Raw genomic sequence first — 14,715 nt, forward strand, 5'->3', positions numbered from 1 at the left:
TATGAGCAAAGTGCCTCAATCAGATGCATTGCTTTTTTCGGCTCTTTTTAATGACCGAGGAGTATTAGCTTCTTTAGTTGTTACACAAGTTATAGCTATTGTTTTAGCGTTTGCACCCAATGTAGAAGGTGATGTTTGGTTACGCCTTGGTGTAATCAGTTTGTTTTTGCATTTAACTGTACTATTTAGCTCTTCTTCTTTGTATTTTTGCAGATTCTTTTTACAGAAAAAAAATCAACCCATTCAGATTACCTCTTTCTTCACTGTTTTTATATTAAGTACTATTGTATTTAGTTTTTTGTATTCTTATATTGCTTTTGATATTAGAGCGGATGAACAGCTACTTTATTTTATTCTTCGTAACTGTATTATTGTATTTTTATTGGCTGCATTATTTGTTCAATTTTTATTAATTTATTTTGAAAAAGAACAACAAACAAAAGCACTTTCTCGTGCTGAGCTCGACGCATTACAAGCAAGAATACGACCTCATTTTTTATATAACAGTTTAAATACAGCAGCTGAGCTCACTCATCAAGATGCGAATGCTGCAGAGCAAGCTATATTAGCTTTAGCTGCTTTATCGCAAGCGGCAATGCGTTCAGGGCAGAGTGTGCCACTTGAGGATGAAATAGCGTTAAGTAAACAATATGTCTCACTTGAATCTTGGCGTTTTGGTAGTCGTTTAAAAGTTGACTGGCAAATACCAAATGAGTTACCAACACTTGCAATACCATGCTTAACGCTTCAGCCTTTAATTGAAAATGCAGTTTGTCATGGAGTTGAAACTAGCGAAGTTGGTGCGATAATTAAAGTTGAATTACATGTTACAACAGGCTATTTAACAATCATTGTCTCTAATCCTGTAACAGCCAGCGATGCAAAAACAAGGCCTAATAACGGGATGGCACTTGAAAACATTCGGCAACGTTTAAACATTTACTATGATAATAAAGCGCAATTAACGATTACTAACAAAAATGACGTATTTAGAGTAAAAGTTGTGATCCCAAAATATATTGAGAATACTTTTTGAATATACTTATTGTTGACGATGAGCCCCTTGCAAGGGCGCGCTTAAAAAGATTAATTGCTACAAATAAAAACATGACGGTTATCGCAGAGGCAAGCAATGGGAATGAAGCTTTAACACAGGTTAAAAAAGTAGTGCCAGACTTAGTGCTTTTAGATGTTGATATGCCAGGTATTAACGGTTTAGAGGTGGCTAAAGAACTTAATAAATTAATTATCCCACCGGCTATTATTTTTGTTACTGCTCATCCTGAGCATGCTTTAAATGCTATTCAGTTAAGTGCCGCTGGTTATTTAGTTAAGCCTATATCAGAGCAAGCATTGCAAACAGTACTTGAACAAGTGGGTCGTATAAATAAAGCACATTTACAAAAGCAGCAAGTTGCTAAAATAAGTTACCAACTTGCAGGTACACTAAAAAGTGTTGAAATGGACTCTATTTATTATTTCAACGCTGAAGAAAAGTACACAAAAATGGTATTTAAAGGCGCTGAAGCGCTTATTGAACAAAGCTTAAAACAGCTTGAAATACTATATCCTTCACTTGTTTTGCGTATCCATCGCAATACGTTGGTAAATAAGAATAAAATTATAGCGGTGCATTCTCAAGGCAACGGTAATCATGTTATTCAATTACAAGGTTGTGATGAATTACTGCCAGTTAGTCGTCGAGAGCTCAAAACTGTTAAAAATGCGCTTTAAATAATATTTACTGAGCCTAACATTTAACTTTATGTAAGTACGACTAAGTGAAATTATTTTATTAACCGTTTATCAACAAATATAACCGTCTATCCTAATCTCACTTGAATCTACATTTTAATTGCTTAAACTTACAATCAGGTAATTTTTATTTGGTTTTTATATGCAATCTCATCATTTTAAAGTGCAAAAGGGCTTCACATTAATTGAAGTTCTTATCGCATTTATTATTCTCAGCTTTGGTCTATTAGGTGCTGTTGCGTTACAAGCAAAAGCAAAACAAGCTAGTTTTGACTCTATGCAGCGCGCCGCCGCAGTCGCTCTGGGAAATGACATTATCCAACGTATTCGTGCTAACGACACATCTCAGTTAGTTGCACATTATAAGAAAGACTTTACGAGTAAAACACCAGCAAGTTCGTCAACAACATGCTTTGGTAGTTCATGCAGTGCTGAGCAAATTGCTTTACTTGACCTTGAACAGTGGAAGCGTGCAATACAGGCCAGAAAAAACACTGGCTCATTAGATGATGCAAATGTGTGTATTAATCCGGTTGCAGTGGCAAATTCTGGTGGTAAAGCTTTTAATATTGAAGTTATTGTGTCTTGGCAAGGTCGCCAAGAGTTTACTGCAAACGCAGACACTGGCGCAATAAGCTGTGGAACAGCTGATAACAAGCGTCGTTTAGTTGTTTTAACTAGTTATATTTATTTAAGGAGTTAGCATGAAGCAAAAAGGTTTTACGCTTGTAGAGGTAATGATTTCGCTATTTATTGGCGGATTAGTGCTTGGCGGCGTCATGTTTACTTATATTGGTATGAAAGTAACAACCAAAGACACGATGACCATAGGTGAACTTCAAGAGTCGGGTCGTTTAGCTATAAATATTATGCAGCGTGATATTGAGCAAGTTGGCTTTTGGGGTACCTACTACGATGATTCATTTACTGCTATGAATACCACAACATTAGCTACGCCAACAAATGATTGCTTTGAAGGGCTTAATAACGGCAGTTTTCCAGATTTAGCAAGTACCAGTAACTTTAGAACTTTATACGCAAAAACAGCCAATGGCGCGGATGAGCTTAGTTGTATTAATAACTCATTAATAGGTACTGATATTTTACAAGTAAAGTTTTTGCAAGGTGATCAGTTAACTGTTCAGGCTGGCAATAATGAAACACAAGATAGCCAAAATTACTTTGTTGCAGAGCAAGAGCAAGCTCGTTTTGTTCGAGGGGTTGTTGATCCTGCATCGTTAAGCGTTAACGCAACAGTTTGGCCTTACAGCCACCATACGTATTATATTTCAGAGCAAACTTATCAAGTGAATAATAAAAGTTTAACCGTTCCTGCATTGATGCGTAATCGGCTAGTTAATGACGAAGTTAGGGCTGAGACGATCATGGAGGGGGTTGAAAATATGCGCTTTGTTTTTGGTCTAGATACTACAAATGATAGTCGAGTAGATACGTATAGAAGTATTAATGATATGACTCCCAGCAACTGGGAAAATCGTAAAGGTATTTTAACTGTACAGGTGTTTTTATTAATTAGAGCATTGCAACCAGATGCTGGTCTAAGTATTAAAAATCAAAAATATATACTTGGAGAAGATGCAAATAATCGTGAATTAACGTTTACAGATAACTTTAGACGTACCGTATTTACTACAACTATTCGCTTTAATAATATAGGGTCAAATCTATGGAGCATTTAAATAAACAAGCAAAAAATCAACAAGGTGTTGTGCTTATCACTGCACTTATAATGGTCATAGCTGTAACAGGAATCGCTGTCACATTAATGAGTAGTAGCAGTATTGACGTAAAGATAACTAATGCAGCACAAGAACGTGAAGTAGCTGAAAACGAGCTTATAGGTGAAGTACAGCGAATGATCTCTGATGAGGCAACTAAAGGTGCTGCTAATCAGTTTTTTTTATCACCTGAAGAGGTAACTGAAATAGCAGCGGATAATAGCGGTATGCTCATTGCTGAACATAATGATATGAAAAGCAAAATGATAAATTTAAATAAGGGAATACTTGATTTAGAGTGCCCGCGTCGTTTTGCCAGTACTGCGGGTCTTGCATGTAATATGGTACAGGTATCAACTACTAAAAAATACGGTTCTAAAAGTAAGCATGAACTTACTATTGTTACCGGTGTAGCCCAAGAAATGGTGAGCGTAAACAAGGGGATTTAAGATGAAATTTAAATTTAAAAAAGTGTTTGCCTCATTATTGGGATTAACACTGAGTATGTCAGCAGCCGCTGAAGATATAGAGCTTTATGTAAATCATGATGTAGAAACAGATGAAAACCCAAGAGTATTAATGATATTTGATACTTCAGGGAGTATGGCTTGGGATGTAACTGATGGTGGGCAGTGTTATCAGATAGGTCGAAATAATAATGGCAGTCTTTTTGCCTATGAAAGTAATTGTTTTGAGAGTAAAAACACCTACCTATTAGAAGAGCAATGCTACAGAAAAACTGGTTCTTCTTCATACGCACCTAATTGTCAAGATAGCCGACTTTTAGTCGCTAAAAATGCGATCAAACAACTAGTAAATGACAACGATGATATTGATTTTGGTTTAATGCGTTTTAACGGAAACTCTGGAGGTTATGTACTTGCAAGATCTGGCGCTAGTAAATCAAATATATTAAGTGAGATTGATGACTTGCCAGCAAGTGGTTCAACGCCAATAACAGAGACTCTCTGGGAAGCATACCGTTATATAACAGGTGCAAGTCTCGATTTTGCAAATGGTATAAACAATCGAGATAAAAGCGCAGATGCAAACGGGAGCTATAAGTCACCTTTTAAAAAAAATTCAGGCGACCCTTTGAGGTGTGATAACTCAATAAATTTGATATTAATGACAGATGGCGACCCAACTAATGATAGTGGTCGCGATAATCAAATAAAGAATGTGCACAATGATATATTTGACGACTCGATTCCTTTTGTGAGTGGTGATTATTCTAATAGCTATTTAGTTGCTTTATCTAAAATTATTCATGGCACCAACAACACAAAGGTAGATTTATATACAGATACCAGCGATGTTTTAGATACTGGTAGAGTATATACCATTGGTTTTGGTACAGGTATGAGTGAAGACGGCATTAAGTTATTAGAGGGTGCTGCTTCTGTTGGTGGTGGTCAGTACTTGGAAGCTCGAACATCTGAAGCTTTATCTGAAGCATTAAAAAATACTATTTCAAGAATTAGAGAAGTAAATGATAGTTTTTCATCGCCTTCAGTGGCGAGTAATAACGTAGATCAAACGCGAAGTCGTGATGCTGTTTATTTTGCTATGTTTTACCCTGAAACGGGAGCTCGTTGGCGTGGTAATTTAAAAAAATTAAAAGTATCCGGTGAGCAAATTGTAGATTCCACAGACACTCCCGCAATTAATAGTGTTGGATTAATTGATGAAAATGCAAAAACATTTTGGTTACCAAGTGATGAGCCAGCAGATGGTAATTTAGTTGCGCAAGGTGGTGTGAATTTAAATTTAACCAATGCAGCATCAAGAAACCTATACACAGAAAGAGAAGGCTCAATAGTTACTTTTAATACATCTATTATTGCAGGTGTTCTCGGTCTAATAGCTAACAACCCATTTGGTCTGTCTAATGATGATATTAAGTGGGCGATGGGTATTGATGTTGATGATGAAGATGGAGATGGAAAATCTGATGATAAGCGAAGTGATATCTTTGGTGATCCACTACATTCTAAACCATTAGCTATAGATTATGGCAATGATGATGTTCGTATACTTATAGGTACTAATGCTGGCTTTTTACATATGTTTAAAGATAGTGGTAATACTGTTAGCGAAAGCTGGGCATTTATTCCTTCTGCGCTCTACGACATAATTGAACCTCTTCGTGAAAATCAAGCTGACAAAAAAGTATACGGTATGGATGGTCCTATTAGTGTGTACTTCAGTGATAAAAGCTTAAATAATGATGGCTTAAACGATGGTGTAATTGATGCAAGCAGTGGTGATGACGTTTGGGCCTTTGCTGGAATGCGCAGAGGCGGCAAAAACTATTACGCATTAAATATTACTAACCCTAATGTACCCGTTAAACTGTGGGATAAACCAATTGAAGGTGGCAAAGGTGATTTTGTAGAGCTTGCACAAACGTGGTCTAAGCCACAAATAGCTTATATTAAAGCGTTTGGTGATAAGCCATTATTAGTGTTTGGCGCAGGTTACGATACGAATAAAGATGAAGCAATACGCAGTGAGGATAATACTGGTCGAGGTGTTTATATTGTTGAAGCTGAAACAGGTAAATTAGTTTGGGCGTTAACACCTAACAGTAATGGCTTTGAAGGTCGACATAGTATTGCAGCAGACGTTACTACACTTGATTCTGATTATGATGGTTACATTGATCGTATTTATGCTGCCGATACAGGCGGAGATATTTGGCGAATTGATATGCCCGGGGAGTCATCTAGTGGGTTTAGTCATTTTAAGCTTGCTGAATTAGGGAGCAGTTCTGCGACAGAAGATAGGCGCTTTTTTTACAAACCACTTGTTGCTCGTACTACATTTAGTAAAGTTACCGAAACAGACATAAACGGCGAGAAGGTAACTACTCGTTTAGATACTCCTTATGATGCAATTGTTATTGGTAGTGGTAACCGCTCTAAACCAACAAGTACGAGCGAACAAAATCAATTATTTATGATTCGTGATGAAAATACAGTAACAAAATCATTTAAAGATAATAAGCCTGAACCGATTAAACCTGTCGATTTAATGCCTATGAACTCAGACCCCTTTGGTAATTCTTTAGATGACATTGATCAGTTTGTTGAGCTTGAAGCTGATTTGGCTGAATTCCAAGGTTGGCGATATGAGCTAAGTACTGGAGAAAAATCATTAGCTGCGGCAACCGTTGTTGGTGGTGTTGCTTACTTTACTTCTTTTACGCCTGCATCAGATACATCAACTGAAAATCAATGTTCACTTAGTGGTGGCGGTGGTTCGCTTTACGCTTTCCATTTACATTACGGAACGAAAGTATACGATTCACTAAGATTTACAACAAGTTATGATGTACCCGACACTCCTCAGTTATATTTTGGCTCTACTTGTGCAGATTCAAACAGCGATGGAAAGTGTGATGACGATGATTCAAAAGTACCTGAAAGTAAATTTTATTTTCCTGGTCCGCTAGTCGCAGGAGAACAAGAACTGATGGTGCCTATCAAAGTTAATGGCCCTGGTTTAAAGGTTGTTGATGGAAAAATAAAGTTAGTAGATGATAATTCTGTTGGTTTTGGCTTTAGCACACAACAAACATACATTTATAAACGCGAAGAAAATGATGAAGTTCAAAATGATTAAAGAAGGGGCTGTTAAATGAGTAAACTACAACGAGGCTTTACATTAATTGAGCTGATGATAGCAGTCGCTATTGTCGGCATTTTAGCTGCAATAGCACTTCCTAATTATACTGAATATGTAAAACGAGCTGCGCGAGCAGAAGCTGCAGCGACTTTGTTAGATGCAGCTAATAAGCAAGAGCAATTTTTTGTTGATAACAGAGAATATACAGACGTACTTGCTAACTTGGGAATTACAGACACAACTGAAAATGGATATTTCAAACTCTCGGTAGTGTTAAACGCAGACAAAAACACATTCGTTTTTACCGCAACTGCAGACTCAGGTCCTGTTGCAGGTGACGGTGACTGCACAACTTTAACAATTACAGATATTGGCTTAAAGGGCTCAACAGGCTCTAAAGACAAAGCCTACTGTTGGAGTAGATGATTTTATTCCTGGCATTTATCTGTTGATTTAATGCGTATTCTGCCAGTTTGACTTACAGACAAAGCCAACCCTTCGAGGTTGGTTTTTTCGTTTGGGCAATATATAAAAGTGCCATTTTGAAAACCATTTAATGACCCATCTGGGCGAAATGTAATTGCATTTCTAGGGTATTCTAAACTGTCAGCATCGTGTACTTTTTCGAATGTACTTATAAGCAGTTCATCGTCATCCAATGTGGTTGATTTATTTTTATCTATGAAGAGTGACATTTGAGCACCCCATTCATCGTTTGTACATTGGCTATTTTTTAATGCGCAGAGTGTAACGTAGGTGCCATTTTCAATTGCGTATAATCGACCATAGGTGATATTTCGGTGAAGGAGGTTTACATGATTATCTAATCTGTTTTTAGCTAAAAAATCAGAGTAAAACCACATCGATATTTGGCTAATAATACTGACAATGGCAAGAGAAACCATTAATTCAATAAGGGTAACACCTTTGCTTTTTAATATTGATAACCTCATCCTTGAAGACCTGAGTTAATAAATGATTAACTCAGTCTAGTAAATGATACAAATATGACAAGATGAAGTTGTGTGTTTTTTAACCGCATGTTTCGTCGGTATCACCAAGATAAAAAGCGGTTCCTGATACAGATACGCTAAGTGCTTTGTTATTTTCATTATCACTATTGGGGCAATATACAAAGCCCGTAAAGTTACCTGAGCCAGCTAAACTTGTTGTAATACGACCACTCGTATTAAATCGAAGGCTATTATTACCAGAGAATTTTATTTTGTCACTAGACGGAGTTTCTGACATTACGCGTAATAGACTATCGTTTGGGTTATTATAAATACCATCATTATTTGTATCTATAAATAAAATAACGGTATTAGTTGAGTCCCATTCGCTTTGACATTCGAGGCTTGTGCTATCACTTGTAACTGTATTGGGCGCTGGGCAAATTACAACTATTTCATCAGTACTTGCAGCTTGTGCACGGGCGTAACTAATATTTCTTTTTAATTCTAATAAAAAGTTTTCAGCACGGTTTTCTTCTAACATGTCGCTGCTATTCCAAATAGCGATAGAAGCGACGATACCAACGATAGCAACAGTTACCATAAGTTCTAAAATAGTAAATCCATTGTGTTTATTTTTCATATTTATTCTCATTTGCTGCAGTAATTTAAGTATAGTTATTTTTATGGTGATAATTATACCATGACTGATTGTTTTATCACCGCAATTCAATTGCTTTGTTTGCTATGAGCCTTATGATTGTCTAAAATCGAGACAACTGAAGCTTTAGAAAGTAATTAATATGAAAAAAATAGAAGCCATCATCAAACCTTTTAAATTAGACGATGTTCGTGAAGCATTATCTGAAGTCGGCATTAACGGCATGACTGTAAGCGAAGTTAAAGGTTTTGGACGTCAAAAAGGTCATACAGAGCTATATCGTGGTGCTGAGTACATGGTCGATTTTTTACCAAAGGTAAAATTAGATATTGTACTAAGTGATGAAGATGTTGAGCGTGCAATTGAAGTGATTGTAAAAACAGCACAAACAGGAAAAATTGGCGATGGTAAAATATTCGTCACTGATGTAGAGCGCGTAATACGTATTCGTACAGCAGAAGAAGACGAAGAGGCTATTTAAATTGTGAGTTATTTACTCACACATTCTAGATAGTAAAAAGGCGCTTGTTTAACAAGCGCCTTTTTAGTTTATTATTTTCTATTATTTAGTCTTCGTGTTTGTTTTGCGTGTTCGCTTAGCTCGGTTAAGCCTAATTTATCGTAGCTTTTTACCATCATATCTAATGCTGGGTCTAAGTAACTACTTTGCGAATAATGCTCAACAACAAACTTACCACGGTTAGCTGCAGCTAAATAAGCTTCACGTTCATAATAATAGGTTGCTACTTTTAGCTCATAACGTGCCATTCGATTTAAAAGCCAAACTAAACGACGTTTTGCCTCAGGTGCGTAATCGCTTTTAGGAAAACGCTTAACAAGAGTTGATAAATCAGTAAATGCAACACGTGTACGGTTTGCATCTCTATCAGCTCTATCTACACCAAAGTATTCTTGGAATGCATTTTTATCAGCTTTAATATTTACTAAGCCACGCATGTAATACATGTAATCCAAATCTTTATGATTTGGATTTAGACGTATAAAACGGTCTACTGTCGCTAATGCTTGCTCAGTATTTCCTGATTGGTAATGTGCATACACTAAATCCATTTGTACTTGCTTAGAGAACGGTCCAAATGGGTAACGAGAGTCTATTGCACTTAAAAGTTCAATTGCGCGTGCGTATAAACCAGAATCTAACGTTTCTTTTGCGTCTTCATACAAAGCTTGTGCAGAGCGATTTGGTACGCGTTGAATATCTTCTTGGTCAGGTGCCGATGAACAAGCACCTAAACTAAGTACAGAAACTGAAAAAACAATGGCAAATGCACGTTTCCCTATTTTATTTATCATTTTATTTGTTACCTTCGATGTCTTCGGCTAGGCCAAGTCGGTAAAACCGAGTAAACTATGCGTATTATATTATGCTTTTATTAAAAGCGATTCTAACCCAGTCGAGCAAAGCTTGCACTGGTAAATTGGGTAAAGTTACTAATGTCAGAGAAAATTTCTCTTCAAGCCGAAGTCTCAACCGACTTAGGTGGTAAACGTCTAGACCAAGTATTAGCACAATTGTTCCCTGATTATTCACGTTCACGTATAAAAACGTGGATTTTGGATGATAAAGTAACCGTTGATGGTGAAATGTTAAACACTCCACGTGCCAAGTTACTTGGTGGTGAGCTTCTTAATATTGAGACAACAATTGAAGCCCCACGTGAATATGAAGCACAAGATATCAAATTAAACATCGTTTATGAAGACGATGATATTTTAGTTATTAATAAGCCAATGGGTTTAGTTGTTCACCCTGGTGCAGGTAATCCAAATGGAACAGTGCTAAATGCACTTTTACATTATTACCCAGAAATTATTAATGTACCGCGTGCAGGTATTGTTCACAGACTTGATAAAGATACGACTGGATTAATGGTTGTAGCTAAAACAATTCCGGCGCAAACACATTTAGTGACTGCGTTACAAAAACGCGAAAACTTTACGCGTGAATATGAAGCACTTTGCAATGGAACAATGACTGCCGGTGGTATGGTTGAAAAACCAATTGGTCGTCATCCTACTCAACGTACTCATATGGCAGTGCATGAAATGGGTAAGCCTGCGATTACGCACTATCGAGTAGCTGAAAAGTTTCGTGCTCACACGCGTTTGCGCTTACGTTTAGAGACTGGTCGTACACACCAAATTCGAGTGCATATGGCTCATTTGAATCACCCGCTAATTGGTGACCAATCGTATGGAGGTCGTCCGCGCCCACCAAAAGGTGCAACACCTGAGTTGTTTGAGTTACTTCGCAGCTTTAGACGCCAAGCATTACATGCAGTAAAATTAAGTATTGCTCACCCAATTACAGGTGAAATGATGACATGGCAAGCACCTATACCAGATGATATGGTAGCGATGACACTTGCACTTCGTGAAGATACGAAAGCCAATCCTAATATCGATTATTAATGCAGTTGTTGTCAGCAACATGGCAAAATCTTCACAATGTGGGTACGTTAAGTACCACATGTGAAGGTGGCGTTTCAGAGGGACCGTTTAAAAGTTTAAACTTAGGGCTCCACGTTGGTGATAATCCACAAAATGTTTTAAAAAATCGCTCTTTATTAAATACCTTTATTCCAAAACAAGCTGTGTGGATAGACCAAGTTCACAGTGCAGATGTATTAATTGTCGATGAGTCGTTTGATTACACTGCAACTCATACAGGCGATGCACTTTACACAAAACTCTCTAACCAACCTTTAGCAATTATGACCGCTGATTGTTTACCTATTTTACTTGCCAGTAATGATGGTAAAGAAGTAGCTGCTATTCATGGTGGATGGCGAGGTTTGGAGCGGGAAATAATTGAAAATACATTTAATTGTTTTAGTGCTAAATGTGAGCATATTAATGCATGGTTAGGCCCAGCCATTGGTCCTAGCCAATTTGAAGTGGGGGCAGATGTTTTTGAACTATTTAAGGCAAAAAGCCCTTTATTCGAAGCTGCTTTTAAACCACAAGCTAATCAGAAGTTTCTAGCTGATATTTATGCTATAGCACGCATTTTATTAAACCAATTAGGAATTAGAAATATTACTGGAGGAGAGTATTGCACTGTTTCTCAGCATCAGTTGTTTTTTTCCTACAGGAGAAACGGACAAACCGGACGTATGGGAACTTTGATCTGGCGCAAGTAATTTTTCGTTATACTGATTATATTTTCTCCAGCACCTTGAACAAACACCTAAACATACCCATTAATTAAGTAATTCGTTATTTATTAAATAGGTAAACCCCAATGCGTTTAGATCGATTTACAAGTAAATTTCAATCTGCGCTTTCTGATGCGCAATCTTTGGCTCTTGGCCGCGATCATCAATTTATAGAACCAGTTCATTTAATGTACTCACTACTTCAGCAAAGTGGCTCAAGTGTGCGCGCGTTGTTTGCCCAAACAGGTGTTAGTGCTGATGAACTCAATACTAAATTATCACAAGAAATAGAAAAGCTTTTTAAGGTAGAGGGAGTCGGCGGCGATGTGCAGTTGTCGAATAATATGGCTTCACTTATCAATTTATGTGATAAATACGCTCAAAAACGCAAAGACAAATATATATCAAGTGAACTGTTTGTTCTTGCTGCGTGCGATGATAAAGGTCCGCTTGGTAATATATTCAGATCATTAAATATTACCTCCACTAAAATTGAGAACGCGATTAAAGCGATTCGTGGTGGTCAAAAGGTAGATGACCCAAATGCAGAAGAAACACGTCAAGCACTTGAAAAATTTACTATAGATTTGACTGAGCGCGCAGAGCAGGGGAAGTTAGACCCTGTTATTGGACGTGATGATGAAATTCGCCGAACAATTCAAGTTTTACAGCGTCGAACTAAAAATAATCCGGTATTAATAGGTGAACCAGGTGTTGGTAAAACAGCGATTGCAGAAGGGTTAGCACAACGTATTATTAATGGGGAAGTACCTGAAGGTCTAAAAAACAAACGGGTACTATCACTCGATTTAGGTGCATTAGTTGCCGGTGCAAAATACCGTGGAGAGTTTGAAGAACGTTTAAAATCAGTATTAAATGAACTGGCGAAAGAAGAAGGCCAAGTGATTTTATTTATTGATGAAATTCATACGATTGTTGGCGCAGGTAAAAGCGAAGGGGCAATGGATGCCGGCAATATGTTAAAGCCAGCTCTAGCACGCGGTGAGTTACATTGCGTAGGTGCAACAACTCTTGATGAATACCGTAAATATATAGAGAAGGACGCAGCACTAGAGCGACGTTTTCAAAAGGTATTAATTGAAGAACCTTCAGTTGAAGATACCATTGCAATTTTGCGAGGGCTAAAAGAGCGTTACGAGCTACACCATTCAGTAGAAATTACCGATCCTGCTATTGTGGCTGCCGCTCAATTGTCTCACCGTTACATTAGTGACCGTCAGTTACCTGACAAAGCGATTGATTTAATTGACGAGGCTGGTTCATCTATTCGCTTACAAATAGACTCTAAACCAGAGTCTTTAGATAAGCTCGAGCGCCGTATCATTCAATTAAAACTTGAAGATAACGCACTCGCTAAAGAAAAAGACGAAGCGAGTCAAAAACGTCGTAGCGAAATGCAAGAGTTAATTGCCGACCTTGAAATGGAATACCGTGAGCTTGACGAAGTATGGAATGCAGAGAAGGCTTCACTGCAAGGCACTCAAGTTATTAAAGCTGAACTTGAGCAAGCAAGGTTAGATTTAGATGTAGCACGCAGAGCAAGCGATTTACAACGTATGTCAGAGCTACAATATGGTCGAATTCCTGAACTGGAACGTAAGCTCGATTTGGCTTCACAAGCCGAAATGCAAGAAATGACCTTACTTAAAAACCAAGTGGGTGAAGACGAAATAGCTGAAATACTATCGCGTTGGACTGGTATTCCTGTTGCACGTATGCTGCAAGGTGAGCGCGAAAAACTATTGCAAATGGAAGATCAGCTGCACAGTAAAGTTATTGGTCAAGATGAAGCTGTTGTTGCCGTTTCTAACGCAATACGACGCTCACGTGCCGGGCTTGCTGATCCTAATCGTCCTATTGGTTCATTTTTGTTTTTAGGTCCAACAGGGGTGGGTAAAACAGAGCTGACTAAAGCTTTAGCTGGTTTTATGTTTGATACTGAAGATGCGATGGTACGCATCGATATGTCTGAATTTATGGAAAAACATTCGGTTGCACGTTTAGTTGGTGCGCCTCCAGGTTACGTTGGTTACGAAGAAGGCGGTTATTTAACCGAGGCAGTTCGTCGCAAACCTTATTCAGTCATTTTGCTTGATGAAATAGAAAAAGCACATCCTGATGTTTTTAATATTTTACTGCAAGTATTAGACGATGGTCGTTTAACTGATGGGCAAGGTAGGACTGTCGACTTTAAAAATACAGTTATTATTATGACTTCAAATTTAGGCTCAGACATCATTCAAGAACAAGCGGGTAATAATGATTATGCAACGCTTAAAACAAAAGTGATGGAAGTATTAATAAATGAATTTAGACCTGAATTTATTAACCGTATTGACGAAACCGTGGTTTTCCATCCATTAGCAAACAATCACATAAAAGAGATTGCTGATATTCAACTGATGAAGTTACGTGAGCGGTTAACTGAGATGGGGTACTTACTCGATATTAGTGATGCGGCACTTGAGCGAATTGCAGCGAGTGGTTTTGATCCCGTTTATGGTGCTCGTCCACTTAAGCGTGCTATTCAGCAAACGATTGAAAACCCGTTAGCACAAAAGCTACTCAATGGTGATTATTTACCTGGTAGTGTTATTGCTATTGACGCAGATGATAATGGATTACTATTTGCCAGCCGATAGCTATTAACCAAGTCGTTTAAACGAAAAGCCGCTAAAAATAGCTAACACCGATCAGTTAAGGTATTTTTGATCGGTTGACCGATCTTTTGGTTGCTTCACAATACCCTTATCATCTTTTGATTATGAGGGTATTTT

The 14,715-nt window shown here is 37.7% G+C and carries 14 protein-coding genes; 11 read left to right on the forward strand and 3 right to left on the reverse strand.

Annotation, left to right across the window (positions count from 1 at the left end; all coding sequences use genetic code 11):
* Position 1 precedes the first annotated feature (1 nt).
* The 7 genes from GQR56_RS07370 to GQR56_RS07400 all read left to right on the forward strand — a co-directional run bounded on the left by GQR56_RS07370 (position 2) and on the right by GQR56_RS07400 (position 7,550).
* The gene (locus GQR56_RS07370; RefSeq protein ID WP_024610218.1) at positions 2 to 1,036 is read left to right on the forward strand and encodes a histidine kinase; all 1,035 of its coding nucleotides are present in this window, start codon (positions 2 to 4) and stop codon (positions 1,034 to 1,036) included.
* Positions 1,033 to 1,734: a LytTR family DNA-binding domain-containing protein gene (locus GQR56_RS07375; RefSeq protein ID WP_166109936.1), complete on the forward strand. Its 702-nt coding sequence runs from the start codon at positions 1,033 to 1,035 to the stop codon at positions 1,732 to 1,734. Before GQR56_RS07370 ends, GQR56_RS07375 begins: the two co-directional genes overlap by 4 nt.
* 163 nt (positions 1,735 to 1,897) lie before the next feature.
* On the forward strand, positions 1,898 to 2,458 hold the full coding sequence (gene pilV / locus GQR56_RS07380) for a type IV pilus modification protein PilV (RefSeq protein WP_166109939.1): 561 nt from the start codon (positions 1,898 to 1,900) through the stop codon (positions 2,456 to 2,458).
* A gap of 1 nt (position 2,459) precedes the next feature.
* Positions 2,460 to 3,455: a PilW family protein gene (locus GQR56_RS07385; protein WP_166109942.1), complete on the forward strand. Its 996-nt coding sequence runs from the start codon at positions 2,460 to 2,462 to the stop codon at positions 3,453 to 3,455.
* On the forward strand, positions 3,443 to 3,943 hold the full coding sequence (locus tag GQR56_RS07390) for a pilus assembly protein PilX (protein ID WP_166109945.1): 501 nt from the start codon (positions 3,443 to 3,445) through the stop codon (positions 3,941 to 3,943). The genes GQR56_RS07385 and GQR56_RS07390 overlap by 13 nt, the downstream gene beginning before the upstream one ends.
* A 1-nt stretch (position 3,944) precedes the next feature.
* Positions 3,945 to 7,121, forward strand: a complete 3,177-nt coding sequence (locus GQR56_RS07395) for a PilC/PilY family type IV pilus protein (protein WP_166109948.1) — start codon at positions 3,945 to 3,947, stop codon at positions 7,119 to 7,121.
* 15 nt (positions 7,122 to 7,136) lie between these two features.
* Positions 7,137 to 7,550 (forward strand): type IV pilin protein, encoded by a 414-nt coding sequence (locus GQR56_RS07400; RefSeq protein WP_024610212.1) that lies wholly within the window; start codon positions 7,137 to 7,139, stop codon positions 7,548 to 7,550.
* A gap of 2 nt (positions 7,551 to 7,552) precedes the next feature.
* Here the strand turns inward: GQR56_RS07400 and GQR56_RS07405 are convergent, their stop codons facing one another.
* Positions 7,553 to 8,077: a GspH/FimT family pseudopilin gene (locus tag GQR56_RS07405; RefSeq protein ID WP_024610211.1), complete on the reverse strand. Its 525-nt coding sequence runs from the start codon at positions 8,075 to 8,077 to the stop codon at positions 7,553 to 7,555.
* A gap of 79 nt (positions 8,078 to 8,156) precedes the next feature.
* Positions 8,157 to 8,720, reverse strand: coding sequence for a GspH/FimT family pseudopilin (locus tag GQR56_RS07410; protein ID WP_166109951.1), 564 nt, complete (start codon positions 8,718 to 8,720; stop codon positions 8,157 to 8,159).
* A gap of 160 nt (positions 8,721 to 8,880) precedes the next feature.
* Between GQR56_RS07410 and glnB the strand changes: the two genes are divergently transcribed.
* Complete coding sequence (gene glnB / locus GQR56_RS07415) at positions 8,881 to 9,219, forward strand: nitrogen regulatory protein P-II (RefSeq protein WP_024610209.1); 339 nt, start codon at positions 8,881 to 8,883, stop codon at positions 9,217 to 9,219.
* Between the two features lie 71 nt (positions 9,220 to 9,290).
* Here the strand turns inward: glnB and GQR56_RS07420 are convergent, their stop codons facing one another.
* Entirely contained in the window at positions 9,291 to 10,052 is a 762-nt protein-coding gene (locus GQR56_RS07420; RefSeq protein ID WP_024610208.1) for an outer membrane protein assembly factor BamD, read from the reverse strand.
* Between the two features lie 141 nt (positions 10,053 to 10,193).
* Between GQR56_RS07420 and rluD the strand changes: the two genes are divergently transcribed.
* The 3 genes from rluD (at position 10,194) to clpB (ending at position 14,580) form a co-directional block, all read left to right on the forward strand.
* On the forward strand, positions 10,194 to 11,171 hold the full coding sequence (gene rluD / locus GQR56_RS07425) for a 23S rRNA pseudouridine(1911/1915/1917) synthase RluD (RefSeq protein ID WP_024610207.1): 978 nt from the start codon (positions 10,194 to 10,196) through the stop codon (positions 11,169 to 11,171).
* A complete protein-coding gene (pgeF, locus tag GQR56_RS07430; RefSeq protein WP_166109954.1) occupies positions 11,171 to 11,902 on the forward strand; it encodes a peptidoglycan editing factor PgeF in 732 nt (243 codons plus the stop codon). The genes rluD and pgeF overlap by 1 nt, the downstream gene beginning before the upstream one ends.
* A gap of 101 nt (positions 11,903 to 12,003) precedes the next feature.
* Complete coding sequence (clpB, locus tag GQR56_RS07435; RefSeq protein WP_166109958.1) at positions 12,004 to 14,580, forward strand: ATP-dependent chaperone ClpB; 2,577 nt, start codon at positions 12,004 to 12,006, stop codon at positions 14,578 to 14,580.
* The last annotated feature ends 135 nt before the right edge of the window (positions 14,581 to 14,715 follow it).

It is taken from the genome of Pseudoalteromonas sp. Z9A5 (genome assembly GCF_011378875.1).
Taxonomy (GTDB): domain Bacteria; phylum Pseudomonadota; class Gammaproteobacteria; order Enterobacterales; family Alteromonadaceae; genus Pseudoalteromonas.